Origin of the sequence: Saccharopolyspora sp. NPDC000359, from assembly GCF_040300525.1 — a bacterium.
In the GTDB taxonomy this organism is placed as follows: Bacteria; Actinomycetota; Actinomycetes; order Mycobacteriales; family Pseudonocardiaceae; genus Saccharopolyspora.
This window is the reverse complement of the sequence record NZ_JBEPDU010000005.1, coordinates 148,342-173,985: the sequence shown is the minus strand read 5'-3', so window position 1 is coordinate 173,985 and position 25,644 is coordinate 148,342. Positions and strand designations below refer to the sequence as shown.

Below are 25,644 nucleotides of genomic sequence, written 5' to 3'. Positions count from 1 at the left end.
TGAAACTGTGAACCCACGTGGGGAGTACTCGCAGTTTCAATTGAAACTGCGGATCCGCGTGGGTGGGGAGTGCAGTTTCAATTGAAACTGCGGTTGGTGCGGGTGTGTTGGGGTACGACGCGCGGGCGCGTGGAGGGTGCTTCTCGCCGAGGCGCTCGGCGATCGCTCATGCCTCGGAGGTCTGGTCTTCGGGGGAGTTGCGTTGGTGGTGGGGGTGGAGGACTGGGGGGACTGGGGTTGTGTGGGGGTTGGCCTCGGTGATCGGGGGTGCCGTTCCGGCCACGGCGGCCAGTTGTCGGGGGGTCAGGCAGGACATGCGGTTGGTTGCCGCTGCGCCCCACGCCTCGAGGTGCGGGCGGGGCAGGTCGCGGGTGGAGGCCACGACCACGATGTTGCCCGCGCGGTGGCGCAGCAGGACTCCGGGTTCGGCGAGGACCAGGACGTGCGGGAACACCTCGCAGACCGAGGCGAAGGCACCCAGCGCGAACGGCAGCGGGTCGCCGTCCCAGATGTTCGCCGCGAACAGGCCACCGGGCCGCAGCACGCGCGCGACCTCGGACAGGAACTCGACGGTGGCCAGCTCGGTGACCACGTTGCCCGCGCGGAAGACGTCGAGCACCACGAGGTCGGCGCTGTCCTCCGGCGCGCCGTGGACGCCCGCGCGCCCGTCCTGCACCCGGACCTCCAGCCCCGGCACCTCGTCCAGCGCGAGGTGCTCGCGCACCAGCTCGACCAGCGGTTCGTCCAGCTCGAACACGGTCTGCTCGGAGCCGGGCCGGGTGGCGGCCACGTAGCGGGGCAGGGTGCACCCGGCGCCGCCGAGGTAGGTGGCCGACACCGCCGTGCCAGGCGGCCAGTGCCGGTCGACCGCCTGCCCGATCCAGGCGACGTACGGCAGCTTCAGGTAGGTCGGGTCGGCGAGGTCCACGAAGGACTGGGTGACGCCGTCCACGGCGACGGTCCACCCGGCGTCCCGGTGCGGGTCGGGGACCAGCTCGGCCTCGCCGAACCAGACCGACCGCTCGACGCGGACTCGTGCCACCGCGCTCACCCCCTAACGGAACCCTAGCCGGGCACGGGGTTCCGCCGGATCGCGGGCTTGGGCCCAACCGGGGTTGGGCCGCTTCCGCCAGGGACGGTGGGCGGAGCGGAGGTCGCGGTGTTGTTCGGCTCGGTGGTCGAAGCCGGTCGTGCTGCGCCGGTACGACGGTCAGCACCGCGCTCCTCGCGGGGTTCCAGGCGGTGGCCGATGCGTGGGAGGGGGGCTCGGCGGCTACCTGATCAGGTTTCGGGACTGCGGAGGGGAGTTCGCCGGGAGCGTGGAAACCCGGGCCGCGCACGAGGTCGTCGGCTGAGCGGCAGCAGGAGCTGGCGGTCCAGCCCGGTCGGCTACCGCTTCACCGCTTGCGCGCGGGGCGCGGTGCGTCGTGCTTGCCCTTGCGCTGCCCCGGGACGCCCACCGGCTCCCAGCCGCGGCGGGGGCGGGTGGCGGCCCGGCTGCGGTAGACGACGTACGGCCGGAACAGGTACCGCACCGCGGCGAACCCGCTCAGCGCGTGCACCAGGCGGGTGAACGGGAACAGCGCGAACAGCAGCATCCCGACCAGCACGTGCGCCTTGAACGACCAGGGCACGTCCACCATCAGCGCCACGTCCGGCTGCAGCGCGAAGATGCTGCGGAACCAGGGGGAGACGGTGGCCCGGTAGTCGTAGCCCTCGGTCACCCCGTTGGCCAGCACGGTCGTCAGCAGCCCGAGCAGGATCGCGCCGACCAGCACCAGGTACATCGCCTTGTCGTTCACCGTCGTCGCGGAGAACACCGGGCCGGTGCGGCGCCGCCGGTAGACCAGCAGCGCGACCCCGACCAGCGTGCACACCCCGGCCAGCGCGCCCAGCCCGACCGCGACCACGTGGTAGGCCTGCTCGGACACGCCCAGCGCCGCGGTCCACGACGCCGGGACCAGCAACCCGACGACGTGGCCGACGATCACCACCAGCAGGCCGAAGTGGAACAGCGGGCTGGCCAGTCGCAGCAGCCGTGACTCGTAGAGCTGCGACGAGCGGGTGGTCCAGCCGAACCGGTCGTAGCGCCAGCGCCACAGCGAGCCGAGGACCAGCACCGCGATCACCACGTACGGCGCGGCTCCCCACAGCAGCACGTCCCAGGTGCTCATCGCGGACCTCCGAACGGGTGCAGCGGACCGGTCATCCCCACCGCCTCCTGCGGGGGCCCGGTCGCGGCGATGCGCTTGGCCGAGCGCAGGACTTCCGGGGTCGGCGCAGGCAGTGTCGTCAGCACCGCCTCGACGCCGCGCGCGTAGACCGTGCCCTGGTCGCGCAGGGCCTCGGCGAGCAGGGTGAGCCCAGCGTGGTGGTCGACGAGCAGGGCGGTGCCGCGCTCCTGGTCGGTGGTGGCGGCGAACTCCAGCACGACGGTCAGGTGGTCCGGCAGCTCGTCCTCCGGTGGCAGCACGCCCGCCGCCCGGTAGATCCGCTTGAAGTCCACGATCGCCCGCCCGCGGTTGCGGGTGTCGCCGGTCGTCCAGTAGCTCAGGTACTGGCAGCAGCGGCGGCGCAGGTCGAAGGTCTCGACGTAGTGCTGCTGCGCGGCCAGCAGCGGCGTCACCTCCAGGTGGTGCACCAGCTCCAGCAGTGGATCTCGTTGCGCGGTGGGGAGTTCCGCGCACCCCGCGCGCAGCAGCGGCAGCCGTTCGAGCAGTTCCCCGTCGGGGTAGGCCAGCAGGAACGCGGCGATGCGGTGGGTGAGCGCGCGGGTCCGGTCGAAGGGCATCAGCGGTCCTCGCCATCGGGCGGGAACAGGCCTTCGGGGGTGCCGCGACCGTCCCAGTTGAGCAGGTTCACCCGGCGCGAGCCGTCCGGCGCGATGAAGTGCTCCCCGCTCTGCCGCTGCTTGAGCAGGTGGAAGTTCTCCACGGCCATCGGGACCGGTGCCCCGGAGGTCTCGCCGAACGGCCCGGACTCGTACATGCCCGGCCCGCCCTCGTAGTCCAGCGAGCAACCGGGTTCGTCCAGCTGCCCGGCGAGTTCAGGGTGCGCCTGCGGGATGACGTAGCGCTCCTCGTACTTGGCCAGCGCCAGCAGCCGGTACATCCGCTCCACCTGCGGCACGTCCAGCCCGGCGGCCTCCGGGATGGCCGGGTTCGGCGGCCGCCCGAGGTTGATGTCGCGCATGTAGGCGCGCATCGCGCCGAGCTTGCGCAGCGCTGCGGTGACCGGTCCGGTGTCCCCGGCGGTGAACAGCTCGGCCAGGTACTCCACCGGGATGCGCAGCGCGTCGATGGCGCCGAACAGGTTGCCCACGTCCTCGCCGTCGTGCCCGGTCTCGACCAGCTTGTCCACCACCGGCGACAGCGGCGGCACATACCAGACCATCGGCAGCGTGCGGAACTCCGGGTGCAGCGGCAGCGCGACCCGGAAGTCCTTGATCAGCGCGTGGATCGGGGAGCGCTGCGCGGCGTCGACCCAGTCCGCGGGGATCCCGGCGCGCCGCGCGGCGGTCAGCACCTCCGGGTCGTGGGGGTCGAGCAGCACGTCCAGCTGCGCCGGGTACAGGTCGTGCTCGTCCGGCACCGAGGCCGCCGCCAGCACGCGGTCGGCGTCGTAGAGCACCACGCCGAGGTAGCGCAGCCGCCCCACGCAGGTCTCCGAGCACACCGTCGGCAGCCCGACCTCCATCCGCGGGTAGCACAGCGTGCACTTCTCGGCCTTGCCGGTGCGGTGGTTGAAGTAGACCTTCTTGTAGGGGCAGCCGGTGACGCACATCCGCCAGCCGCGGCACTGGTCCTGGTCGACCAGCACGATGCCGTCCTCGGTGCGCTTGTACATCGCGCCGGACGGGCAGGACGCCACGCAGGACGGGTTGAGGCAGTGCTCGCAGATCCGCGGCAGGAAGAACATGAAGGTCTCTTCGAAGGACTGCCGGACCTCGTCGGACAACCGCCGCAGCACCGGGTCCTGCCGGGTCAGCTCGGGGGAGCCGGCCAGGCTGTCGTCCCAGTTCGCGCTCCAGGAGATCCGCACCGGCTCACCGGAGATCAGCGACCGCGGCCGGGCCACCGGGAACTCCTCGCCCGCGGGCGCGGAGATCAGGTTGTCGTAGTCGTAGGTCCAGGGCTCGTAGTAGTCCTGGATGGCGGGCAGCTTCGGGTTCGCGAACAGCGACAGCAGCCGCCTGAACCGGCTCCCGGAGCGCAACGTCAACCGGCCACCGCGCAGCCGCCACCCGCCGCGCCACCGCTCCTGGTCCTCGTAGGTGCGCGGATAACCCTGCCCGGGGCGGGTTTCCACGTTGTTGAACCACACGTACTCGACGCCGCCGCGGTTGGTCCACGCCTGCTTGCAGGTGACCGAGCAGGTGTGGCAGCCGATGCACTTGTCCAGGTTCATCACCATGGCGAGCTGGGCCATCACACGCATCAGTACTCGACCTCCTGGCTGCGGCGGCGGATCACGGTGACCTCGTCGCGCTGGTTGCCGGTCGGGCCCAGGTAGTTGAACGCGAACGACAGCTGGGCGTACCCGCCGACGAGGTGGGTGGGCTTGAGCAGCAACCGGGTCAACGAGTTGTGGATCCCGCCGCGCATCCCGGAGACCTCCGACTTCGGCACGTCCACCACGCGGTCCTTGGCGTGGTGCACGTAGACCGTGCCGGGCGGCATCTTCTGCGACACCACGGCGCGGGCCACCACCACGCCGTTGCGGTTGACCGCCTCGACCCAGTCGTTGTCGCGCACGCCGATGCGCTGCGCGTCGGCCGGGCTCAGCCACAGGTCCGGGCCGCCGCGCGAGAGCGCCAGCATCAGCAGGTTGTCCTGGTACTCGGAGTGGATCGACCACTTCGAGTGCGGGGTCAGGTAGCGGACCGAGACCGCCGCGCCGTCCGGGGACTCCGGCTCGCCGAAGAGGTGGTGGATGTTCAGCGGCGGCCGGTAGACCGGCAGGCCCTCACCGAGGTCGGCCACCCAGTCGTGGTCGAGGTAGAAGTGCTGGCGGCCGGTCAGGGTGTGCCAGGGCTTGAGGCGCTCGACGTTGACCACGAAGGCGTTGTAGCGCCGCCCGCCGTGCTCGCTGCCGCTCCACTCCGGCGAGGTGATCACCGGGACCGGACGGGCCTGGGTGTCGGCGAAGGTGATCTGCCTGCCCTCGGCGTCCTGCGCCAGGTCGGCCAACCGCACCCCGGTGCGCTGCTCCAGGTCCCGAAAGCCCGCGACCGCGATCCGGCCGTTGGTGGTGCCCGACAGCGCGAGGACCGCCTCGCAGGCGTGCACGTCGCGCGCCAGCGACGGCCGCCCGTCCGCCACCCCGCCGCGCACCACCCCGTTCTGCTGCCGCAGCCGCTCGACCTCCTGGTCGGGGACGACCTGCCAGCCCTTGTTCCCGACCCCGAGCTGCTCCACCAGCGGGCCGAGGGCGGCCATCTTCGCCGCCACCGCCGGGTAGTCGCGCTCGACGACCACCAGCTTCGGCATCGTCACGCCCGGCACCGGTTCGACCTCGTCGCGGGTCCAGTCGCGCACCACGCCGCCCGGGGTGGCCAGCTCGTCCGGGGTGTCGTGCAGCAGCGGCGCGGCGACCAGGTCCTCGCGCACGCCGAGGTGCTCCGCGGCGAGCTCGGAGAACTGCCGGGCGATCGCGTGGAAGGCGTCGAAGTCGCTGCGGGTTTCCCACGGCGGTGCGATGGCCGGGGTGAACGCGTGCACGAAGGGGTGCATGTCGGTGGACGACAGGTCGTGCTTCTCGTACCAGGTCGCGGCGGGCAGCAGCACGTCGCTGAACAGGCCGGTGCTGGTCATCCGGAAGTCCAGCGACAGCAGCAGGTCGAGCTTGCCCTCCGGGGCGCGCGGGTGCCAGCGAACGTCGTGCGGGCGCCGCTCCGGCGGGGCCTCCTCGGCCCGTAGCGCCGAGTCGGTGCCCAGCAGGTGCTTCAGGAAGTACTCGTTGCCCTTCGCCGAGGAACCCAGCAGGTTCGCCCGCCACACGGTGGCGATCCGCGGCCAGTTCGCCTCGTCGTCCGGGTCGGTGCAGGCGAACGCCAGCCGCCCGGCGCGGAGTTCGGCGATCACGTGCTCGGCCGGGTCCGCCCCGGTGGCGCGGGCGTCGTCGACCAGGTCCAGCGGGTTGCGGTCGAACGTCGGGTACGAGGGCATCCAGCCCAGCCGCGCCGACTGCGCGATGCAGTCGGCCATCGACATGCCCCACAGCTTCCCCGGGCCGAGCGGGTGGATCAGCTCCTCGGCGCCGAGCGCGTCGTAGCGCCACTGGTCGGTGGCCAGGTACCAGAACGCGGTGCCGATCATCTGGCGCGGTGGGCGCGACCAGTCCAGCGCCCCGGCCAGCTGCGCCCACCCGGTGACCGGGCGGCACTTCTCCTGCCCCACGTAGTGCGCCCAGCCGCCGCCGTTGACGCCCTGGCACCCGGTCAGCGCCACCAGCGCCAGGAACGCGCGGTAGATCGTGTCGGAGTGGAACCAGTGGTTGGTGCCCGCGCCCATCAGGATCATCGACCGGCCACCGGACTCCTCGGCGTTGCGGGCGAACTCGCGGGCCACCCGGACCGCCTGCGCCGCGGGCACCCCGGTGATCTCCTCCTGCCAGGCCGGGGTGTGCGGCTGCGGGTCGTCCAACCCGCGCGGCCAGTCGCCGGGCAACCCCGGCCGCCCCACCCCGTAGTTGGCCAGCACCAGGTCGAACACGGTGGTCACCAGCCGACCGCCGAGCCGGATCGCGGGCACGCCCCGGCGCAGCCGGGCGCGGCGGTCGCCGGGCACGTCGAAGCGCGGGAGCTCCACGGCGACGGGCTCGGCGGCGGGGTGGTCGAGCAGGCTCAGCTGCGGCCGGACCTCGCCGAGGTTGAGGTTCCACCGCCCGGCGCCCGCCGGGTCGAAGCGGAACCCGAGGCTGCCGCCCGGCACGTGCTCGCGACCGGTGCGCTCGTCCACCAGCACCGGTTTGAAGCGGTCGTGCTCCCCGGTCGCGCCGAGGTCGGCGGCGGTGGCGAACTTGTCCGGCACCAGCCCCTGCCCGGTGTCCCGCAGCGCGACCAGGAACGGCAGGTCGGTGAAGCGGCGGGCGTAGTCGGCGAAGCGCGGGGTCTGTCGCTGCACGTAGCAGTCCCGGAGAACCACGTGCCCCATCGCCATCGCCAGCGCGCCGTCGGTGCCCGGGTGCGGCGCGAGCCAGGTGTCGGCGAACTTGACGTTGTCGGCGTAGTCGGGGGAGACCACCACGACCTTCTGCCCCCGGTAGCGGGCCTCGGCCATGAAGTGCGCGTCCGGAGTGCGGGTGACCGGGACGTTGGACCCCCACATCACCAGGTAGGCCGCGTTCCACCAGTCGGCGGACTCGGGCACGTCGGTCTGGTCGCCGAACACCTGCGGCGAGGCCACCGGCAGGTCGGCGTACCAGTCGTAGAAGGACAGCATGGTGCCGCCGATCAGCGACAGGAACCGCGATCCGACGGCGTGCGAGACCATCGACATCGCCGGGATGGGGGAGAACCCGGCGATCCGGTCCGGCCCGTACCGCTTGATCGTGTGCACGTGGGCGGCGGCGACGAGCTCCACGGCCTCGTCCCAGCTGGCCCGCACCAGCCCGCCCTTGCCGCGCGCCCGCTGGTACCGCCGCCGCGCCTCCGGGTCGTCCACGATGGACGCCCAGGCGCGCACCGGGTCCCCGGTGGCGGCCTTGGCTCGGCGGTACATCTCCAGCAGCACCCCGCGCACGTACGGGTAGCGCAACCGGGTGGGCGAGTAGGTGTACCAGGAGAACGCGGCCCCGCGCGGGCAGCCGCGCGGCTCGTACTCCGGGGAGTCCGGCCCGACCGACGGGTAGCCGGTGTCCTGCGCCTCCCAGGTGATCACGCCGTCCTTGACGTAGACCTGCCACGAGCAGGAGCCGGTGCAGTTCACGCCGTGCGTGGAGCGCACCACCTTGTCGTGGCTCCACCGGTCCCGGTAGAAGACGTCGCCCTCGCGGCCGCCGACCAGCTCGAGGCTGCGCAGGTCGGCCGAGACCGCGCCGGGGGACAGCAGCTTGCGGGTGCGCAGCAGGAGCTCGGAGACCGGTCCGTCGAGTCCCGCGTCCGCTCGTTTCGCCATGGGGCCGGGCTCCTTCGCGAGTCGCCGGGGTGGTGACCGCTGGGCTCGCGCTCCGATTCGCCGTGCGCGACCGCGGCCCGCAAACTCGACCATTGGGCCGACCAGCGCAGCCCGCAACTCGGCGTCCGGCCCGGTCCCCGCGAAGTGATCGCCGGGCACGGCAGAGCTGAGGTGTTCGCAGTGGTCAGTCATCCCGCGCCCCTCGACCTCGGGCTGGCGGCGGCGACCGCCCGCAAGTGGGTCGTGCTGGGGGTCTGCACGACCGCGTTCGCGGTCAACTTCTGGGCCTGGGCGCTGCTCGCCCCGCTCGCGCCCGGCATCGGGCAGCGGCTCGGCCTTGCCCCGTTCACCCAGTCGGTGCTGGTGGCGCTGCCGGTGATCATCGGCTCGGTCGGCCGCATCCCGGTCGGCTCGCTGACCGACCGGTACGGCGCGCGGCCGATGTTCACCGCGCTGAGCCTGCTGACGATCATCCCGGTGTTGCTGGTCGGGCTGTTCCCGGACGCGCTGCCGGTGCTGATGCTCGGCGGAGTGCTGCTCGGGCTCGGCGGGACGACCTTCGCCGTCGGGGTCCCGGCGGTCAACAGCTGGTTCCCGCCCGCCCACCGCGGCATGGCGCTCGGCGTGTTCGGGGTCGGCACCGGGGGCACCGCCGTCGCGACCTTCACCACGTTGCCCCTGATCAGCGCCTACGGCGAGCTCACGCCGTTCCTGGTCGTGTCGGTGGCGCTGGTCGTGGTGGCCGCGCTGTCCTGGGCGCTGCTGCGCGATCCGGCCGACCGCACGCCGCCCGCGGGCTCGGCCTTCAGCCGCACCGTCGACACCCTGCGGTTGGGCGTCACCTGGCAGCTGTCGGTTCTCTACGCGCTGACCTTCGGCGGGTTCGTGGCGTTCAGCGTCTACCTGCCCACCTACCTGAAGACCGGCTACGACCTGACGGCGGCGGACGCCTCGACGCGCACCGCCGGGTTCGTGGTGCTGGCCGTGGTCGCCCGCCCCCTCGGCGGCTGGCTGTGCGACCGCGTGCACCCGGCCACCGTCCTCGGCGCCCTGTGCTCGCTGGCGACCGTGCTCGCCGGGCTCGCCGCCTTCGAGCTGCCTCTGGTGCCGGTCGGCACCACCGCCTTCCTCGGGCTGGCCGCGGTGCTCGGCGCCGGGGCCGGGGCGGTGTTCGCACTGGTCGCCAAGCTGGCCCCGGCCGACCAGGTGGGTGCGGTGACCGGGCTGGTCGGCGCCGCGGGCGGGCTCGGCGGCTTCTTCCCGCCGCTGGCGATGGGCGCGATCTACGGCGCCTCCGGGCAGTACACCTGGGGCTTCGTGCTGCTGGCGCTGGCCGCCCTGGGCTGCGCGGGGCTGGCGCTCACCGTCGTGCGCCGCGAGGCAGCCGCCTGACGGGTCGCGGATGCGGTCCGCGGCGGGGACCGACATGATCTCCGGGAAGCCCCTGCAAGGTAGCCTGATGGGGGAAGGGACATTGCGGCGGAATCGGGCTCGCCCACCACCGCAGCCCCGCCCTCGCCCAGCACGTTCCACGGAGGTGTCAGCGGTGTCCAACCCATTCACCGGCGCCAGCCGGCCGACGCCGGGCACACCCAACCTGCCCACGCCGCCCACGGGCTGGCCCATCGGCTCCTACAGCACTTACGAAGAGGCGCAGCGCGCCGTGGACTACCTCGCCGACACCGACTTCCCGGTGCAGGAGGTGACCATCGTCGGCGTCGACCTGATGCTCGTCGAGCGGGTCACCGGACGGCTCAGCTGGGGCCGGGTGCTGGGCGGCGGTGCCGCCTCCGGCGCGTGGTTCGGTCTGCTCGTCGGCCTGATCATGGGCATGTTCACCCCGCAGGGCAGCTGGCTCGGCCCGGTGCTGGCCGGTCTCGGCGCGGGGGTGCTGTTCGGACTGGTCTTCGCCGCGGTCGGCTACGCCTCGACCCGGGGCCGCCGCGACTTCTCCTCGGCGAGCCAGCTGGTCGCGGGCCGCTACGACGTCCTGGCCCAGCCCCGCCACGCGGAGCAGGGCCGGGACCTGCTCGCCAAGCTCGCGATGCGGCCCCCGCCAGCCCAGTGACCACGTCGACGCCCAGGCCCCGCCCCGGAGCCTGGGCGTCCTGCTCCCGCGGCTGCGTTGCGGTCCGATTTTCACGTGTTGGCAACATGCCTTGCCTTGACTGATCAAGAGGCCTAGCTTTCCAGCACCGGCCCATCGCCGGTGGTGGCAGGCGACGAAGCGTGGGCACCCCCGATGCTTGGTCGTGCCTGCGACCAGCAACTGGGAGGACTGACAGTGAGAGTTCGCCGCACTCGTCGCGCGGCGCTGCTGGGTGCGTCGCTGGTCTGCGCGTCCGCGCTGACCGCCTGCGCCCCGGCATCCAGCGCGAACACCGTGAACCTCTACAGCGCGCCCGAGGAGAACCTGCAGCAGAACGTGGACCGCTGCAACGCCGAGTCGGGCGGGCGCTACAACATCGTCTACCACAAGCTGCCCCGCGACGCCGACGGCCAGCGCGAGCAGATGGTGCGCCGCCTCGCCGCCGGTGACCGGGGGCTGGACATCCTGTACCTGGACGTCACCTGGGTCGCCGAGTTCGCCGAGGCCGGGTGGATCCGGGAGTGGACCGGGCAGCACAGGGCGGACGTGGAGCGCGGCACCCTGCAGGGCCCGCTGGAGACCGCCACCTGGAACGGCAAGCTCTACGCGGCGCCGAAGAACACCAACGTGCAGCTGCTCTGGTACCGCAAGGACCTGGTGCCCGAACCACCGGAGACCTGGGACGAGATGATCTCCACCGCCCAGCGGCTCGAGCAGGAGGGCAAGCCGCACTGGATCTCCTTCACCGGCGCCCAGTACGAAGGCGTGTACGTGCACTTCAACACGCTGGTCGAGTCGGCGGGCGGGCACGTGGTGTCCGACGACGGCCGCACCGCCGTGGTCGACGAGGGCGCGGTGCGCGCGCTGCAGGCGCTGCGCGACCTCGGCACGGCGGGGGTGACCAGCCCGTCGATGAACAACGCCAAGGAGGACGACGCCCGGCAGGAGTTCGAGACCGGGCAGGCCGCGTTCCAGCTGAACTGGCCGTTCGTCTACGCGTCGATGAAGGAGAAGGAACCGGAGCTGGCGGAGAAGGTGGGTTGGGCACGGCTGCCCGGCCTGCAGCCGGGAGTGCCGAGCAAGTCCACCATCGGCGGCGCCAACTACGCGGTGAGCAACTTCTCCACCAAGCCGGACCTGGCCTTCGAGGCGGCCAAGTGCCTGCGCAGCCCGGAGAGCCAGAAGTTCTCCGCGCTCAACGACGGCGTGCCGCCGACGATCGAGTCCGTCTACGCCGACCCCGAGATCGCCGCCGAGTACCCGATGCGGGACACCATCCTGGAGGCCCTCAAGGACCCGGGCGTGCGCCCGATCACCCCGGCCGCCCAGAACGTCTCCATGGTGCTGTCCAAGCTGCTGTCCCCGATCGGGGAGATCGACCCGCAGCCCACCGCGGAGCGGATGCGCACCGAGGTGCAGAACGCCCTGGAGTCCAAGGGAGTGATGCCGTGATGGTGCAGAAGCAGGACGCCCTGCCGGTGGCCAAGGCGATCAGCGAGGGCAAGAAGGCGGAGCGCAAGCTCGGCTGGCTGCTGTGCGCCCCGGCCGCGCTGGTGATGCTCGCCGTCACCGGCTACCCAATCCTCTACGCGCTCTGGCTGTCCTTTCAGCGCTTCGACCTGAAGTACCCGGACCAGCGCGAGTTCGTCGGGCTGGACAACTACGTCACGGTGCTGGGCAACGGCTACTGGTGGACCGCGTTCGGGGTGACCGTGCTGGTCACCGCGATCTCGGTGGTCATCGAGTTCGTGCTCGGCATGGGCTTGGCGCTGGTCATGCACCGGGCGCTGGTCGGCCGGGGCCTGATCCGCACCGTCACCCTCATCCCGTACGGCATCGTCACGGTGGTGGCGGCCTTCAGCTGGCGCTACGCGTGGACCCCGGACACCGGCTACCTGGCCAACGCGATCACCCCCGACGGCGCCCCGCTGACCGAGCACGCCAGCGCGCTGGCCATCGTGGTCCTCGCCGAGGTCTGGAAGACCACCCCGTTCATGGCGCTGCTGCTGATGGCCGGGCTGGCGCTGGTGCCCGACGACCTGCTCAAGGCGGCGGCGATGGACGGCGCCGGGGCGTGGCAGCGGTTCGTGAAGGTGATGCTGCCGGTGATGAAACCGGCCATCCTGGTCGCCCTGCTGTTCCGCACCCTCGACGCGTTCCGGGTGTTCGACAACATCGTGGTGCTCACCTCGGGCGCGCAGGACACCTCGTCGGTGTCGGTGCTGGCCTACAACAACCTGATCAAGGGACTGAACCTGGGGATCGGCTCCACCATGTCGGTGCTGATCTTCGTCGCGGTCGCGCTCATCGCGTGGATCTTCGTCAAGCTGTTCGGCACGGCCGCGCCCGGTAGCGACGACAAGGGGAGGCGCTGATGGCGGGCGTGGGCGGGGCGGAGACCCCCGCGCGGAAGGCCAAGTGGACGGTGCTCAACGTCATCGTCGTGGTCTACGCGCTGCTGCCGGTGCTGTGGATCGTGTCGCTGTCGTTCAAGACCCCGGACACGCTGTCGGACGGCAACCTGATCCCGCGCGAGTGGACGCTGGAGAACTACGCGGCGATCTTCAGCACCACCGAGTTCACCCGCGCGCTGCTGAACTCCATCGGCATCGCGCTGATCGCCACCCTGATCGCGGTGGTGCTGGGCACCATGGCCGCCTACGCCATCGCCCGGCTGGAGTTCCCCGGCAAGCGGCTGCTGGTCGGGGTCTCGCTGCTGATCGCGATGTTCCCGCAGGTGTCGCTGGTGTCCCCGCTGTTCGAGATCGAGCGGGTGCTGGGGCTGTTCGACACCTGGCCGGGGCTGATCCTGCCCTACATCACCTTCTCGCTGCCGCTGTCGATCTACACGCTGTCGGCGTTCTTCCGGGAGATCCCCTGGGAGCTGGAGAAGGCGGCCAAGATGGACGGCGCCACGCCGGGGCAGGCCTTCGCGAGGGTGATCGCGCCGCTGGCCGCGCCGGGCGTGTTCACCACCGCCATCCTGGTGTTCATCTTCTGCTGGAACGACTTCCTGTTCGCGATCTCGCTGACCTCCACGGAGAACTCCCGGACGGTGCCGGTGGCGCTGCAGTTCTTCACCGGCAGCTCGCAGTTCGAGGACCCGACCGGGTCGATCTCCGCCGCAGCGGTGGTGATCACCGTGCCGATCATCGTGTTCGTGCTGTTCTTCCAGCGACGCATCGTGTCCGGACTGACCTCCGGCGCAGTGAAGGGGTAACCGAAGTGGCCGAGATCGTGCTGGACAAGGTGACCAAGCGCTATCCGGACGGGGCGCTGGCGGTCGACGAGGTGGACCTGGAGATCGCGGACGGCGAGTTCGTGATCCTGGTCGGCCCGTCCGGCTGCGGGAAGTCCACCACGCTGAACATGATCGCCGGGCTGGAGGACATCAGCGCGGGCGAGCTGCGCATCGGCGGGGAGCGGATGAACGAGCGCGCGCCGAAGGACCGCGACATCGCGATGGTGTTCCAGTCCTACGCGCTGTACCCGCACATGACGGTGTTCGAGAACATGGCGTTCCCGCTGCGGCTGGCCAAGGTCGACGCGGCGACGGTGCGGGAGAAGGTCCAGGAGGCGGCCAAGGTCCTCGACCTGACCCAGCACCTGGAGCGCAAGCCCGCCAACCTCTCCGGCGGGCAGCGGCAACGGGTCGCGATGGGGCGGGCGATCGTGCGCAGCCCCAAGGCGTTCCTGATGGACGAGCCGCTGTCCAACCTGGACGCCAAGCTGCGGGTGCAGATGCGGACCTCGGTGTCGCGGCTGCAGAAGAAGTTGGGCACCACCACGGTCTACGTCACGCACGACCAGACCGAGGCGATGACCCTGGGCGACCGCGTGGTGGTCCTGCGCGGCGGCGTGGTGCAGCAGGTGGGCGCGCCGCAGCACCTCTACGAGCACCCGGCGAACCTGTTCGTGGCGGGCTTCATCGGCTCCCCGGCGATGAACTTCGTCCCGGGCGAGGTCGCCGACGGCGTGCTGCGCACCGCGCTCGGCGACGTGCCGCTGCGGGACCGGGTCCGCCGCTTGTTGGAGGCCGCGGACGCGCCGCGCGAACTGGTCATGGGAATCCGCCCGGAGCACTTCGAGGACGCCGCGCTGCTCGACGACGCGGTCCGCGCGGCGGGCGCGACGTTCCGGGGCGAGGTGGACGTGGTGGAGGAGATGGGCTCGGACAAGTACGTCTACTTCACCCTGAGCGGTGGGCGGGCCAGCACGGCGGAGCTCGACGAGCTGGCCGCCGACAGCGGCAGCAGCGAGGTCCCCTCCGACGAGGGCCAGGTGGTCACCCGGCTCTCGGTGGAGTCCACGGCCCGCGAGAACCAGCCGCTGGAGGTCTGGTTCGACCCGGACAAGATCCACCTGTTCAACCCGGCCACCGGCGCCACCCTCACCTGACCCCGACGGGCGTCCCTCCCCGGAGGGGCGCCCGTCACCTGCCCGTGGGGCGGCCCAGGTTCTGCGTCCAGTAGTCGCCGTAGCGGCTGCCGGGCACCTCCGCGTGGCCGACACCGACGTCGGTGAACTTGCAGTTGAGGATGTTGTCGCGGTGCGCGGTGGTCTCCATCCACTTCTGGAAGACGACCTCGATCGAGTCGTAGCCCGCGGCGATGTTCTCGCCGATGTAGTCGCCCGGGTAGCCGGCGGCCTTGGTGCGGTTCGCGGGTTCGCTGCCGTTGCTGCCGGTGTGGTCGTAGAAGTTCCGGTGCGCCATGTCGGCGCTGTGCCCGGCGGCTGCTTCGCTGAGGTCGGCGTTCAGCCGCAGCGGTGGGCAACCCGCACCAGCGCGGGCGTCGTTGGTCAGGTCCAGCAGCTGCTGCTCGACCGGTGGTGGCGCCTTCGCCGCCATGAGCAGCGGCCCGGCGCCGAGCACCACCAGAGCAGCAGCGGCTGCGCGCAAAGCTGACATCCTCGACCACCCCCGCCGTTAGAAAGCCTTGCCCGGTGGGAGTTATAACCGCGCCAGGACCACCCTGCGCGGCCACGTCGCTGAGTCCGGCTACCGTTCGTGGCTGCGGATTCAAGCCACAGTGGACGGTTGATCTTGCGCAGCCGGGCTTTCCGCGCGTCGCCAGGACAGGGCGAGCTCGGGGCAGTCCTTCAGGCTTGGTTGGAGATCAGCAGGAAGAGGGTGAAGATCCATCCGACGAGGACGGCCACGAGGATGGTGAGCTTGTTGGTCATCAAGCGAGTCATTGCGGTGCCTCCGGCGTGAACAACGAAGAGCTGCGAGAGATTCGTCCTCACGATGTGGCCCGCGGTCGTCCCGGCAGGCGTCAGCGCGCGGCGGGAACCGCGTCCCACATCGCGCCGGGTTTTCGCTGCACCCACGAGGTGTGCCGGAACAACTGCTCCGCGATCTGCCGGCGCGTCACCGGACTTCGCCGCGGCCGCGGCGAAGCGGGCTGCCGATGCCTGGCCGGACCTCGGTGCTGCAGCAACCGGTGCATGACAACCTCCTCACGCGCGGACACCACCCGAACGCGGCGGGTGGCGGAGAACGGCAGGTGGTGCGCCAGGCAGAAGACCGGGCGCGGAGTGACCCCACCCAGGGTATCGTCCGAGATCCGGACTTCGTTACCGAGTGCCATCACAACCACTTGTTCCGCCGGAAGATCTTGAACAGCACCAGGCAGGCACCCAGCATCACCACGAGGACCCCGGGGTAGCCGTAGGTCCAGTCGACCTCGGGCATGTTGGTGAAGTTCATGCCGTAGATCCCGGCGATCATGGTCGGTGTCGAGATGATCGCGACCCAGGCGGAGATCTTGCGCATGTCGGTGTTCTGCTGCAGCGTGATCTTGGCCAGCGTCGCGTCCACCAGCGTGGTCAGCAGCTCGTCGAAGGACCCCACCATCTCGGAGACCTTCGCCAGGTGGTCCTCGACGTTGCGGAAGTAGGAGCGCACGTCGTCGGCGACCATCGGCGTGTAGCCCTCGGCCAGCCGCTGCATCGGCTTGGTCAGCGGCAGCACCGCCCGGCGCAGCTCCAGCACCTCGCGCTTCATCAGGTAGATCTGCTCGGCGTCGACCTTGGTGCGCGGTTCGAAGACCTCGGCCTCGATCTCGTCGATGTCGTCCTGGATGGCCTCGGTGACCTCCAGGTAGGTGTCCACCACGTGGTCGGCGACGCCGTGCAGCACCGCGGACGGGCCGAGCGCCAGCTGCTCCGGGTCGGCCTCCAGCTGGCTGCGCACCTGGGCGAGCCCGGCGTGCTTGCCGTGCCGGACGGTGATCACGAAGTCGCGGCCGAGGAACACCATCAGCTCGCCGGTGTCGACGATCTCGCTGGTCGCCGACCGGCGCTCCGATGACAGGTAGCGGACGGTCTTGAGCACCATGAACAGCGTGGTGTCGTAGCGCTCCAGCTTCGGCCGTTGGTGGGCGTGCACGGCGTCCTCGACGGCCAGCTCGTGCAGCCCGAAGGTGTCGGCGAGCCCGTTGATCTGCTCCTCGGTGGGCTCGTGCAGCCCGATCCAGACGAACCCGGTGCCGCGGCGGCGCACCTCCTCGACGGCGTCGGTGTGGGTCCAGGTGCCCTCGACCCGGTGGCCGTCGACGTAGATCGCGCAGTCCACCACGTAGTCGGACGTCGGCGCGGGCGAACGCGGGGTGCTGCGGGGTGCGCGGTTGTTCCGGTTGCGCAGGCCGAGCGAAGGGAGGTTGGGCACGGCTGCCTCCAGAAGTCCGGGCGCGGTCCACCCGGGTGGGTCGTCCGGGGGACGCGGCGCTGAGCGGGAGTCTCGCTGCTCGCGCATCCCGGCCGGGCCCGGAGCGGGCGTGGGCCCGCGCTACTGGCGGACGGTCCCTCCGGCGGGGATGCGGTTGGTACTGCACGGAAGAGCGCTGTCGGCGCTACCGCCCACGATCCCTCACCTCCTCCGGTCATCCACCGATGCGGTGGTCCTCGCGTCAGCCAACCGGCAACGATACTCCGTCCGTGCATCGATGCAGCAACCGCTCTCGCGGAACGTCACAGCGCGCACCCGGACGTTGGGGGAAGCGGGTGAACTGGGCGGTGTGGGCGATTGCCCGCTGCCGGGTCCGGGCGCCCCTCGGGCTCCGGTTCGGACAATGCGGTCATCGGAGTGCGATTGCGGTAACCCGGACGAATTCCGGTGATCACTCGTTGCGGGGTAAACTACTCCAGGACCGCAGGCAGTCCGCCAAACCCGGCGTCAGGGCGCCTGCTTCGTCAAGTGTGGCGAAAGTCGCACCATCCGCCCAGATCGCGTCCGCGGCGTCATCACCAGCGCAAAGGGTGTGCTCATTCGTCCAACAGGAGTAGTCGAGGATCTCGTAGGTGCCCTTCGGGGCGGGTCGCAGGACGCGGCCGACGAGCTCCCCGACGGTGACGGAGAGTCCCGTTTCCTCGCGGACTTCGCGTTGTACCGCCGAACGGTCGGATTCCCCGTGCTCCACCCGGCCCCCGGGTAGCGACCACTTCCCGGATGCCGGTTCATGTGCGCGTTTGACCAGCAGCAACCGGCCGAGTGGGTCGTGGATCACGGCTCCGACGCAGCGAATCACCGGGTTCTCCGATACGATCATCAACACGGAGGGTAGTTGATCCGAGCCTGCTCGGAAACGACTGACCCAAGTGCGGTACAAAGCTGCCGTAAAGCGGCGAAGTGCGGTACAACGGATCAGCAAACGCCTGCGCTACTCAAGGGCATTTTCGGACGGGGTGCGTGACAGTGAACATGAAGAAAATCCTCACGTGGGCCGGAGTTGCTTTCCTCCTGTACTTCTTGTTCGCCGCGCCGGCGCAAGCCAGCGGCGTGGTGAACGGCATCCTGGACAGCCTGAAGGGCGCAGCCGAGGCCGTCATCACCTTCATGCAGAACCTCTTCACGTGAGGTCCTCCCAGCCTCGTCCTGCGCGGTGCGGGTAGCAACCCGGCCGTTCCCGGACAGCGGGTGCCCCTCCTCGGTGCGCGGCGGAGGGGCAGTTCCCCTGGGGAGCGGTTGAGAATCCCGTTGCGGTGCCGGATGCTGGGCTGGGACCGAAGGCGCTCGGCGACAGCTGCGGACCGGCCACCGCGGAGCGCTGACCAGGATGGCAAAGACCCAGTAAGCGCGAGCCGCGGGAGGCGGGTGCCTTGTTCGCTCCGAGGGATCCCGACGAGTACCTGCTGGACACCGAACGCCGGGTGATCCGCGTGCGGCGCCACTGGGCGTGCCTGGTGTGGGACCTCTTCGAGGCGGTCGGCCTGCTCGTCGGTCTGGTGATGGTGTCCTACCTGCTGCCGACGAACAACGCCTGGCTGTTCCAGAACATCCTCTGGTACGCCGGGCTGATCGTGCTGGTGCGCTTCACCTACCAGGTGCTCGACTGGTACGTGGAGCGCATCGTCGTCACCGACAAGCGGTTCCTGCTGACCACCGGCATCTTCACCACGAACGTGGCGATGATGCCGATCACCAAGGTCACCGACCTGACCTTCGCGCGCTCCCTGATGGGCCGCATCTTCGGGTACGGCACGCTCGTCGTGGAGTCGGCCGGTCAGATCCAGGCGCTCAACCGCATCGAGTACGTGCCGAACCCGACCGAGGTCGAGGACGCGATCTCCGGCCTGGTCTTCGGTGACAAGAAGGGCCAGCAACAGGACCGCTTCTCGATGCTCAAGGCGCGCCGCGCCGCGGTCGGCAAGCGCAAGGCCGCCAAGCTCTGAGTTCAGCACGGCCCGGCGGGTGGATCGCCCGCCGGGCCGTTCGCTGCGCGGACAGCGGTCGAACCGGTTCCCGGGGCATGGGTCACACTGGTGGGTGTGCGAATCGACCTGCACACGCATTCCACCGAGTCCGACGGCACCGACACCCCGGCTGAGCTGGTGGCGACCGCCGTCGCGGCCGGGCTGGACGCCATCGCGATCACCGACCACGACACCACCGCGGGCTGGGCCGAGGCCGAGCGCGCGGTGCGCGAGCTCGGGCAGCCGGGCCGGTTCCGGCTGGTGCCGGGGGCCGAGCTGTCCTGCTCGTGCCCGGACGGCAACGGCCGGACGATCACCGTGCACCTGCTGGCCTACCTGTTCGCGCCGGACTCGGCGGCGCTCGTCGCCGAGCAGTCGCGGCTGCGCGCGGAGCGGCGGGAGCGGTTGCACCAGATGGCCCGGCACATGGCCGCCGAGGGTTTCCCGATCGACCCGGACGGGCTGATGGCCGGGCTGCCGCCGGACTCGCCGGGCGGTCGCCCGCACCTGGCGCGGGCCCTGGTCGAGGCGGGCACGGTGGCCAGCGTGGACGAGGCGTTCGCCAAGTACCTCGGCGGCAGCGGGCGGTACTACCTGCCGCGCACCGACACCCCGGTGCACCGCGCGATCGAGATGATCACCGCCGCGGGCGGGGTGACCGTGCTGGCGCACCCGTTCGCGACGGCCCGCGGACCGGTGGTGACCGCGGGGATCGTCGCGGAGCTGGCCGACCACGGGCTGGCGGGCATCGAGATCGACCACCCCGACCACGACGCCGCGACCCGCGAGCGGTTGCGCGTGCTGGCCGACGAGCTGGACCTGGTCCCCACCGGCAGCAGCGACTACCACGGCACCAACAAGACGATCCGGATCGGCCAGGAGACCACGCCGCCGGACTCGCTGGACCGGCTGGTCGACCGGTGCACCGGCAGCAAGGTGATCGGCTGAGCGGGGTCGTTCGAGGAGTAGCGGGAAAACTGCGTACTGTGGGGCGCGTGCAAGGGCAGCTGGGTCTCGAGGGCATTCCGAGCAAGTTGGTGCGGGTGACTCCCGCGCGTGTTTCGACCTGGCAGCAGTGCCCGCGCAAGTACCGCATGACCTACCTGGACCGGCCATCCCCGTCGCGCGCGGGCGCCCGGGCGAACGCCACCCTGGGCGCCGTGGTGCACAACGCGTTGAAGGCCTACTTCGACCTGCGGGTCGACCAGCGGACGCCGGAGCGGGCGTCGGCGCTGGTGCGGGAGCACTGGAAGTCCGACGGGTTCTCCGGCCCGGAGCAGGCCGCCGAGTACCGGGCGCGCGCGCAGGAGTGGGTCGGCGGGTACGTGGCCGAGCTGCCCGCGGCGGAAACCCCGCTCGCGGTCGAGCGGTGGGTGTCCGCGCCGGTCGGGTCGATCATCGCCGAGGGCCGGGTGGACCGCATCGACGAGCGGCACGGGGAGCTCGTGGTGGTCGACTACAAGACCGGTCGGTTCGGGCTGCAGGTCGCGGACGCGCGGGACTCGCTGGCGCTGGGCCTCTACGCCCTGGCCGTGCGCAAGCAGTTCCACCGGACCTGCCGCCGGGTCGAGCTACACCACCTGCCCAGCGGAACCGTGGCGAGCTGGGAGCACACCGAGGAGTCCCTGGCCGGGCTGCGGGACCGGGCCGAGCAGCTGGCCGCGGAGTTCCAGGGCGCCACCGACGAGCTGGAACTCGGCGGCGACCCGCAGTCGTTGTTCCCGGTGCGGACCGGGAAGCACTGCTCCTGGTGCGATTTCCGGGCCCACTGCGTCGAAGGTGCGCAGGCAGCACCGGATCTGCCGTCGTGGTCCGCGTTGGAAGTGTGATGAGCAGGCGAGCGGAGGAGAGGCGGCGCGACGCGCTGCCACGCCAGCACCGGACCCGGCCGGTCCCCGCCGGTGGCGGGCGCAGGCACGCGCACCGGCCGTCCGGCCGGAGCGGGGCCGCCGCCCGAGGGCTGAGCGGTGCGCTGGCAGCCGGTTCGCTGGTGCTCGCGCTGGTCCTCGTCGGCGTCCAGTTCTGGGCCACGGGGGAGGGGCAGCAGGGGCCCGGGGTGCCCGCGGTGATCGCTCAGCTGGTCACGTCGCTGGTGGCCCTGGCGGTGCAGGCGGTCGCCGACCGCCACCGCGGCTTGACCGGCGGGGTGGCGACGCTGGGCGTGTACGTGCTGGTGCTCGGTTCGCTGTGGTTCTGGTGGTGGGCCTGATCAGCGGAGCGCGACGAGGGTGTCGCCGCGCTGCTCGAGGATGACCGGGCCGACCGCGTTGAGCTGCACCGAGCCGGTGTGCCCGGCGCGGTCCACCGGGACCACCCGCTCCCGGTCACCGGTGGCGGGGTCGAGCACGGCGAGCCCGCCCGGCACCGGGACCAGCAGCTTGCCGCCGAACTCGACGCCCGGGCCGAGGGTGCCCGGGGCGGTCCACAACGGCATCAGGGTGGCCGGGTCGAGGGCGACGGTGTCCGCGCCGGTGTGCCAGTAGATCCGGTCCTTGGTGGTGGTGACCGCCTCGACCTGCACGTTCGCCCGGAAGTCCGGGTTCCCGATGCGGACCGGGTAGCGGGCCACCTCGCGGCCGCCGGTGTCTAGCACCGCCACCGCGGAGCGGTCGCGCTCGACCACCGCGACGTGCTGCTCGGTGACCGCGACGACCGCGGCCGAGCTGCTGCCGAGGCCGACGCTGAGGACTTCCTCCGGCTTCTCGTCGTCCTCCGGCTTGGTCTTGACGACGGTGATCCGGCCCAGCTCCCGCGGGCAGTTCTCCACGACCGCGGTGCGCTCGTCGCCGACCGCGGTGGAGGTGTACGTGCAGTCCGGGCGCTTCATGTTGTTGTCCGGGTTCTTGATGGCGGGCGGGATGCCGAACTGCTGGGTGCGCACCAGGTCGGAGCGCCACGACTCGAAGGTCCGCTGCCCGGTGGCGGTCACGTAGGTGCCGTCGGAGAGCAGCTGGGTGCCCAGCTCGGCATCGGAGTTGCGCTGCGGCCCGCGGACACCGGTCGGCCCGCGCAGCGAGGTGGTCTCGCTGCAGTTGAGCGACTTGCGGTAGACCGCGATCGCCCGGTCCCACTCGCCGCCGACCGTGCACAGTGGAATGTCGCGCGCGTAGCGCCAGGCGACCTCGCCGGTCACCGGATCGCGCCCGAGCACCTCGTTGCCCGCCCCGGTCACCGCCGCCGGACCGGCGACCACCGGCACTGGGGTGGCGGGGCTGGGTGCCCGCCACACCTCGGTCAGCGCCTCCGGGACGCGCTCCGCAGCGGGCAGGTCCGGCAGTGGTTGCGCGGCGACCTCGGAAACGGTGGCCCGGGCATCGCTGCCGAACCACAGCACGGTCCCGGTGACGACCACGGCCACCGCGATCAGCGCCACCACGACGAGGTCGGTACGCGTACGCCGCTCCGGCCGGACCACCATCACTCCTCAGCAAGGTGAGCTCTCCCCGCCGGAGAGCTTAGTGGCGCACCCGCCACCGGGGTGCCACCACCAGATGAGCAGCGAAGCCGCTCCCGGCAGTGGGAAGCGGCTTCGACAACAGCTCCGGCGGTGGTCGCCTGCGCCAGGCGACCACGGCTCCGGACTCCCTACGCGGCGCCGCCTTCGGCGTTGCCGCTGCGGGCCGAACCGCCGGCTTCGCCGGCCTGCTCGCTGCCGCCCGAGCGACGCCTGCGGCGTCGGCGGCGCGGCCGCTCGCCCGCGTCGGCTTCCCCGCCTGCGGCGGGCGCCTCCGGGGCCTGGGCGCTGGTGTCGGCCCCGCCGCGGGTGCGGCGTCGCTGGCGCGTGCGCGCGGGCCGGGTCTCGGCGTCGCTGTCCTGGCGGGCGCCTGCTTCGGCCTCGCGCGACTCCTTGCCACCGCGGGTGCGGCGGCGGTTGCGGCGCGGGCGCTTGGCCTCGCCCTCGCCCTGCGCCTCGGGCTCGGCGTCCAGGCCTTCCCGGGTGCGCTTGGACAGCGGCAGGCGGCCCGTCACGTCGGTCGGGATGTCGAGGTCAGTGAACAGGTGCGGCGAGGTGGAGTAGGTCTCCACCGGCTGCGGCTTGTCCAGGCCCAGCGTGTCGCTGATCAGCTTCCAGCGGGGCTCGTCGTCCCAGTCGACCAGCGTGATCGCGACGCCCTCGCGGCCCGCCCGGCCGGTGCGGCCGATGCGGTGCACGTAGGTCTTCTCGTCGTCCGGGCACTGCAGGTTGATCACGTGGGTGACCCCGGCGACGTCGATGCCGCGGGCCGCCACGTCGGTGGCGACCAGGATGTCGACCTTGCCGGAGCGGAACGCGCGCAGCGCCTTCTCGCGGGCGCCCTGGCCGAGGTCGCCGTGCACCGCCCCGGCCGCGAAGCCGCGCTCGGTGAGCTCGTCGGCCAGCTTCTGCGCCTGCCGCTTGGTGCGGCTGAAGATCATCGCCAGGCCGCGGCCCTCGGCCTGCAGGGCCTTGGCGATCAGCTCGGACTTGTCCATCGCGTGCGCCCGGTAGATGAACTGCCGGGTGCGCTCGTGGATCGCGCTCTCGTCGGCCTGCTCCGCGCGGATGTGCGTGGGCCGGGTCATGAAGGTGCGGGCCAGGGTCAGGATCGGGCCCGGCATGGTGGCCGAGAACAGCATGGTCTGCCGCTGCTCGGGGACCATCCGCAGGATGCGCTCGATGTCCGGCAGGAAGCCCAGGTCGAGCATCTCGTCGGCCTCGTCGAGCACCAGCCCGCGGACCTTGCCGAGCACCAGCTGCCGCTGCTCGGCCAGGTCGAGCAGGCGGCCCGGGGTGCCGACGACCACGTCGACGCCCTTGCGCAGCGCGGAGATCTGCTCCTCGTAGGGGCGGCCGCCGTAGATGGCGAGGGTGCGCACGCCCAGGTGCTTGCCCGCGTCGGTGAGGTCGCGGGTGACCTGCAGGCACAGCTCGCGGGTGGGGACCACGACGAGCGCCTGCGGGGTGCCGTCGCCGGGCAGCTGCAGGCGGTGCAGCAGCGGGACGCCGAAGCCCAGCGTCTTGCCGGTGCCGGTGCGGGCCTGGCCGATCAGGTCCTCGCCGCCCATCGCCAGCGGGAGGGTCAGCTCCTGGATGGCGAAGGTGCGCTCGATGCCGGACTCGCCCAGCGCCCGGACGATGTCCGGGTGGACGTCCAGCTCGGCGAAGGTCGGGGAGTCCGGGTTCGACTGGGCGGGGGTGGTGTCCGCGTCGGGGCTGCCGCCCCCGTTGGGATCGAGGCCTTCCGCGGCCTGGTCGTTGGTGAACGTCAGAATGATCGCCTCTCTCGGTACCTGCGCGCTCGCGTCCCGGTGTGGGCCGATCCGTGGCGACGTCCTCCCGGCACCGCGGCCTGCTGTTGCCAGCCGCTCGCTGTGCTCGTGGTCACCGACGTGATGATGCGCGCCTCTGTTCGCTCAGCGGGTTGACCGCTGTGGTTCGTTCCTCTCGGCGTCGCGTGCGCCAAAGCCAGCGTGCGATCTCACGTGGGCCGCGTTCGCGCCGGCAGTGGTCCGGGGGCCGTCCCGGTCGGGCGTTCGCGCCCGGATCGTGACGTTCGGGGAGCCAGCCCCGCGGTGATCGCACCGGTCCCGACCGGTACCCGCCCGCTGGACGCCGAAGCTCCTCCGCCCTTGAGGATACCTGTTCGCCCCTCGTTCTCGCCGTGGTGCGCGTAACTCGGGCGTGCCGCCGGTTAGGCTCACAGGCATGAGTGAGGCTGACCAGAGCACGGCGCTGCCCGGAGAAAGTGACGAGCGTTACTCGGAAGGCGTCGTGGATCTGCTGGCGGCGTTGGCCTACGGCGAGCTGACGGCGTTCGACCGCCTCGCTGAGGACGCGCGCACCGCCCCGACGCTGACCGGGCGCGCGGCGCTGGCCAGCATGGCGGCGGCGGAGATGGGGCACTACCGGCTGCTGGAGGAGCACCTGGCCGCGCGCGGGGTCTCGATCGGCGAGGTGATGCAACCCTTCGCAGAGCCGTTCGAGGCGTTCAACGAGTCCACCGCGCCGCACTCGTGGCTGGAATCACTCGTCAAGGCCTACGTGGGTGACGGGCTGGCGGCCGACTTCTACCGCGAGGTCGCGGAGTGGCTGGACCCGACGACGCGGGAGCTGGTGCTCGCGGTGCTGGCCGACACCGGCCACTCGGCCTTCGCCGAGCGCGAGGTGCAGGCGGCCTGCGAGAACGACCGCACGCTGCGCGACAAGCTGACGCTGTGGGGGCGGCGCCTGCTGGGCGAGGCGATCATGCAGGCGCAGCGGGTGGTCGCCGAGCGCGACGCGCTGGCCGAGCTGATCATCAAGGGCTCTGGCGACCTGACCGGCATCGGCGCGCTGTTCCGCCGCCTGCAGAGCAACCACTCCAAGCGGATGGGCCGGCTCGGCCTGGGCTGAGCCGCAGCTCTGCGGTCCCACGGGGGCGCTCGCTGGAATACCGGCGCGGCGGGCTTCGTTGCCCGTAGTCGGCGCGGGCTGGGATAGCCTGACCACACCCATCGGAATCGAGTGCCAACGGAGGTTCGGCGTGGAGGTCAAGATCGGCGTCGTGGACAGCCCGCGCGAGCTGACGGTCGCCAGCGGACAGTCCCCCGAAGAGGTCGAGTCGCTGGTCGCCGACGCGCTGAAGAACGCTGAAGGCGTGCTGGCGCTGACCGACGAGAAGGGGCGGCGCATCATCGTCCCCTCGACCAAGGTCGCCTACGTGGAGATCGGCCCAGCCGAACTGCCGCGAGTCGGCTTCGGCGTCGGCTGAGCTCCTCGGAGGGTTCCGAGCCCGCCCTTGGGTG

Annotated in this window: 23 protein-coding genes; 13 read left to right on the top strand and 10 right to left on the bottom strand. The window is 71.4% G+C overall.

Annotation, left to right across the window (positions count from 1 at the left end; genetic code table 11):
- Positions 1-166: 166 nt before the first annotated feature.
- From ABT324_RS05840 to ABT324_RS05820, 5 genes are all read right to left on the bottom strand, one after another.
- Positions 167-1,042, bottom strand: coding sequence for a spermidine synthase (locus ABT324_RS05840; RefSeq protein WP_351172246.1), 876 nt, complete (start codon positions 1,040-1,042; stop codon positions 167-169).
- A 355-nt stretch (positions 1,043-1,397) separates the two neighbouring features.
- The gene (gene narI, locus ABT324_RS05835) at positions 1,398-2,174 is read right to left on the bottom strand and encodes a respiratory nitrate reductase subunit gamma (RefSeq protein ID WP_351172243.1); all 777 of its coding nucleotides are present in this window, start codon (positions 2,172-2,174) and stop codon (positions 1,398-1,400) included.
- Complete coding sequence (gene narJ, locus ABT324_RS05830) at positions 2,171-2,791, bottom strand: nitrate reductase molybdenum cofactor assembly chaperone (protein ID WP_351172240.1); 621 nt, start codon at positions 2,789-2,791, stop codon at positions 2,171-2,173. The genes narI and narJ overlap by 4 nt, the downstream gene beginning before the upstream one ends.
- Positions 2,791-4,437: a nitrate reductase subunit beta gene (gene narH / locus ABT324_RS05825; RefSeq protein ID WP_351172237.1), complete on the bottom strand. Its 1,647-nt coding sequence runs from the start codon at positions 4,435-4,437 to the stop codon at positions 2,791-2,793. The genes narJ and narH overlap by 1 nt, the downstream gene beginning before the upstream one ends.
- Positions 4,437-8,117, bottom strand: coding sequence for a nitrate reductase subunit alpha (locus tag ABT324_RS05820; RefSeq protein ID WP_351172234.1), 3,681 nt, complete (start codon positions 8,115-8,117; stop codon positions 4,437-4,439). The genes narH and ABT324_RS05820 overlap by 1 nt, the downstream gene beginning before the upstream one ends.
- A 180-nt stretch (positions 8,118-8,297) precedes the next feature.
- Here ABT324_RS05820 and ABT324_RS05815 point away from each other — a divergent pair, with 180 nt between their 5' ends.
- The 6 genes from ABT324_RS05815 to ABT324_RS05790 all read left to right on the top strand — a co-directional run bounded on the left by ABT324_RS05815 (position 8,298) and on the right by ABT324_RS05790 (position 14,604).
- Complete coding sequence (locus tag ABT324_RS05815) at positions 8,298-9,509, top strand: MFS transporter (protein ID WP_351172231.1); 1,212 nt, start codon at positions 8,298-8,300, stop codon at positions 9,507-9,509.
- Between the two features lie 154 nt (positions 9,510-9,663).
- The gene (locus ABT324_RS05810; protein WP_351172228.1) at positions 9,664-10,185 is read left to right on the top strand and encodes a YflT domain-containing protein; all 522 of its coding nucleotides are present in this window, start codon (positions 9,664-9,666) and stop codon (positions 10,183-10,185) included.
- A gap of 174 nt (positions 10,186-10,359) precedes the next feature.
- Positions 10,360-11,658, top strand: a complete 1,299-nt coding sequence (locus tag ABT324_RS05805; protein WP_502949701.1) for an ABC transporter substrate-binding protein — start codon at positions 10,360-10,362, stop codon at positions 11,656-11,658.
- Entirely contained in the window at positions 11,658-12,581 is a 924-nt protein-coding gene (locus ABT324_RS05800) for a carbohydrate ABC transporter permease (protein ID WP_351172321.1), read from the top strand. The genes ABT324_RS05805 and ABT324_RS05800 overlap by 1 nt, the downstream gene beginning before the upstream one ends.
- Positions 12,581-13,426 carry a carbohydrate ABC transporter permease gene (locus tag ABT324_RS05795; protein WP_351172223.1) on the top strand — a complete coding sequence of 282 codons (846 nt, stop codon included), beginning with the start codon at positions 12,581-12,583 and terminating at the stop codon, positions 13,424-13,426. The genes ABT324_RS05800 and ABT324_RS05795 overlap by 1 nt, the downstream gene beginning before the upstream one ends.
- A 5-nt stretch (positions 13,427-13,431) precedes the next feature.
- Complete coding sequence (locus tag ABT324_RS05790) at positions 13,432-14,604, top strand: ABC transporter ATP-binding protein (RefSeq protein WP_351172220.1); 1,173 nt, start codon at positions 13,432-13,434, stop codon at positions 14,602-14,604.
- A 34-nt stretch (positions 14,605-14,638) separates the two neighbouring features.
- Here ABT324_RS05790 and ABT324_RS05785 read toward each other — a convergent pair whose 3' ends face one another.
- From ABT324_RS05785 to ABT324_RS05775, 3 genes are all read right to left on the bottom strand, one after another.
- Positions 14,639-15,115 carry a CAP domain-containing protein gene (locus ABT324_RS05785; RefSeq protein WP_351172217.1) on the bottom strand — a complete coding sequence of 159 codons (477 nt, stop codon included), beginning with the start codon at positions 15,113-15,115 and terminating at the stop codon, positions 14,639-14,641.
- A 681-nt stretch (positions 15,116-15,796) separates the two neighbouring features.
- A complete protein-coding gene (gene corA / locus ABT324_RS05780; RefSeq protein ID WP_351172214.1) occupies positions 15,797-16,876 on the bottom strand; it encodes a magnesium/cobalt transporter CorA in 1,080 nt (359 codons plus the stop codon).
- Positions 16,877-17,327: 451 nt separating this feature from the next.
- Complete coding sequence (locus ABT324_RS05775; RefSeq protein WP_351172212.1) at positions 17,328-17,756, bottom strand: NUDIX hydrolase; 429 nt, start codon at positions 17,754-17,756, stop codon at positions 17,328-17,330.
- A 140-nt stretch (positions 17,757-17,896) separates the two neighbouring features.
- Here ABT324_RS05775 and ABT324_RS05770 point away from each other — a divergent pair, with 140 nt between their 5' ends.
- From ABT324_RS05770 to ABT324_RS05750, 5 genes are all read left to right on the top strand, one after another.
- On the top strand, positions 17,897-18,064 hold the full coding sequence (locus tag ABT324_RS05770) for a hypothetical protein (protein ID WP_351172324.1): 168 nt from the start codon (positions 17,897-17,899) through the stop codon (positions 18,062-18,064).
- A gap of 242 nt (positions 18,065-18,306) precedes the next feature.
- Positions 18,307-18,879, top strand: a complete 573-nt coding sequence (locus ABT324_RS05765) for a PH domain-containing protein (RefSeq protein ID WP_351172209.1) — start codon at positions 18,307-18,309, stop codon at positions 18,877-18,879.
- A gap of 87 nt (positions 18,880-18,966) precedes the next feature.
- On the top strand, positions 18,967-19,848 hold the full coding sequence (locus ABT324_RS05760; protein ID WP_351172318.1) for a PHP domain-containing protein: 882 nt from the start codon (positions 18,967-18,969) through the stop codon (positions 19,846-19,848).
- Positions 19,849-19,943: 95 nt separating this feature from the next.
- The gene (locus ABT324_RS05755; RefSeq protein ID WP_351172206.1) at positions 19,944-20,729 is read left to right on the top strand and encodes a RecB family exonuclease; all 786 of its coding nucleotides are present in this window, start codon (positions 19,944-19,946) and stop codon (positions 20,727-20,729) included.
- Positions 20,729-21,109 carry a hypothetical protein gene (locus ABT324_RS05750; protein WP_351172203.1) on the top strand — a complete coding sequence of 127 codons (381 nt, stop codon included), beginning with the start codon at positions 20,729-20,731 and terminating at the stop codon, positions 21,107-21,109. Before ABT324_RS05755 ends, ABT324_RS05750 begins: the two co-directional genes overlap by 1 nt.
- Here ABT324_RS05750 and ABT324_RS05745 read toward each other — a convergent pair whose 3' ends face one another.
- Both ABT324_RS05745 and ABT324_RS05740 read right to left on the bottom strand, forming a co-directional pair.
- Positions 21,110-22,318 carry an Rv3212 family protein gene (locus tag ABT324_RS05745; RefSeq protein ID WP_351172200.1) on the bottom strand — a complete coding sequence of 403 codons (1,209 nt, stop codon included), beginning with the start codon at positions 22,316-22,318 and terminating at the stop codon, positions 21,110-21,112.
- 167 nt (positions 22,319-22,485) lie between these two features.
- Positions 22,486-23,925, bottom strand: a complete 1,440-nt coding sequence (locus tag ABT324_RS05740) for a DEAD/DEAH box helicase (protein ID WP_502949700.1) — start codon at positions 23,923-23,925, stop codon at positions 22,486-22,488.
- Between the two features lie 640 nt (positions 23,926-24,565).
- On the opposite strand from ABT324_RS05740, the gene ABT324_RS05735 reads away from it, so the two are divergent.
- Positions 24,566-25,252, top strand: coding sequence for a ferritin-like fold-containing protein (locus ABT324_RS05735; protein WP_351172197.1), 687 nt, complete (start codon positions 24,566-24,568; stop codon positions 25,250-25,252).
- 130 nt (positions 25,253-25,382) lie between these two features.
- Entirely contained in the window at positions 25,383-25,610 is a 228-nt protein-coding gene (locus ABT324_RS05730; RefSeq protein WP_093153123.1) for a DUF3107 domain-containing protein, read from the top strand.
- Positions 25,611-25,644 lie beyond the last annotated feature (34 nt).

What these genes read in the sequence shown, in the direction of transcription:
- narI (WP_351172243.1), bottom strand. Translation starts at nt 2,174, where the DNA reads ATGAGCACCTGGGACGTGCTGCTGTGGGGAGCCGCGCCGTACGTGGTG.
- narJ (WP_351172240.1), bottom strand. Translation starts at nt 2,791, where the DNA reads ATGCCCTTCGACCGGACCCGCGCGCTCACCCACCGCATCGCCGCGTTC.
- narH (WP_351172237.1), bottom strand. Translation starts at nt 4,437, where the DNA reads ATGCGTGTGATGGCCCAGCTCGCCATGGTGATGAACCTGGACAAGTGC.
- ABT324_RS05820 (WP_351172234.1), bottom strand. Translation starts at nt 8,117, where the DNA reads ATGGCGAAACGAGCGGACGCGGGACTCGACGGACCGGTCTCCGAGCTC.
- ABT324_RS05805 (WP_502949701.1), top strand. Translation starts at nt 10,360, where the DNA reads ATGCTTGGTCGTGCCTGCGACCAGCAACTGGGAGGACTGACAGTGAGA.
- ABT324_RS05800 (WP_351172321.1), top strand. Translation starts at nt 11,658, where the DNA reads ATGGTGCAGAAGCAGGACGCCCTGCCGGTGGCCAAGGCGATCAGCGAG.
- ABT324_RS05795 (WP_351172223.1), top strand. Translation starts at nt 12,581, where the DNA reads ATGGCGGGCGTGGGCGGGGCGGAGACCCCCGCGCGGAAGGCCAAGTGG.
- ABT324_RS05785 (WP_351172217.1), bottom strand. Translation starts at nt 15,115, where the DNA reads ATGTCAGCTTTGCGCGCAGCCGCTGCTGCTCTGGTGGTGCTCGGCGCC.
- ABT324_RS05775 (WP_351172212.1), bottom strand. Translation starts at nt 17,756, where the DNA reads ATGATCGTATCGGAGAACCCGGTGATTCGCTGCGTCGGAGCCGTGATC.
- ABT324_RS05750 (WP_351172203.1), top strand. Translation starts at nt 20,729, where the DNA reads ATGAGCAGGCGAGCGGAGGAGAGGCGGCGCGACGCGCTGCCACGCCAG.
- ABT324_RS05745 (WP_351172200.1), bottom strand. Translation starts at nt 22,318, where the DNA reads ATGGTGGTCCGGCCGGAGCGGCGTACGCGTACCGACCTCGTCGTGGTG.
- ABT324_RS05740 (WP_502949700.1), bottom strand. Translation starts at nt 23,925, where the DNA reads ATGGGCGGCGAGGACCTGATCGGCCAGGCCCGCACCGGCACCGGCAAG.
- ABT324_RS05735 (WP_351172197.1), top strand. Translation starts at nt 24,566, where the DNA reads ATGAGTGAGGCTGACCAGAGCACGGCGCTGCCCGGAGAAAGTGACGAG.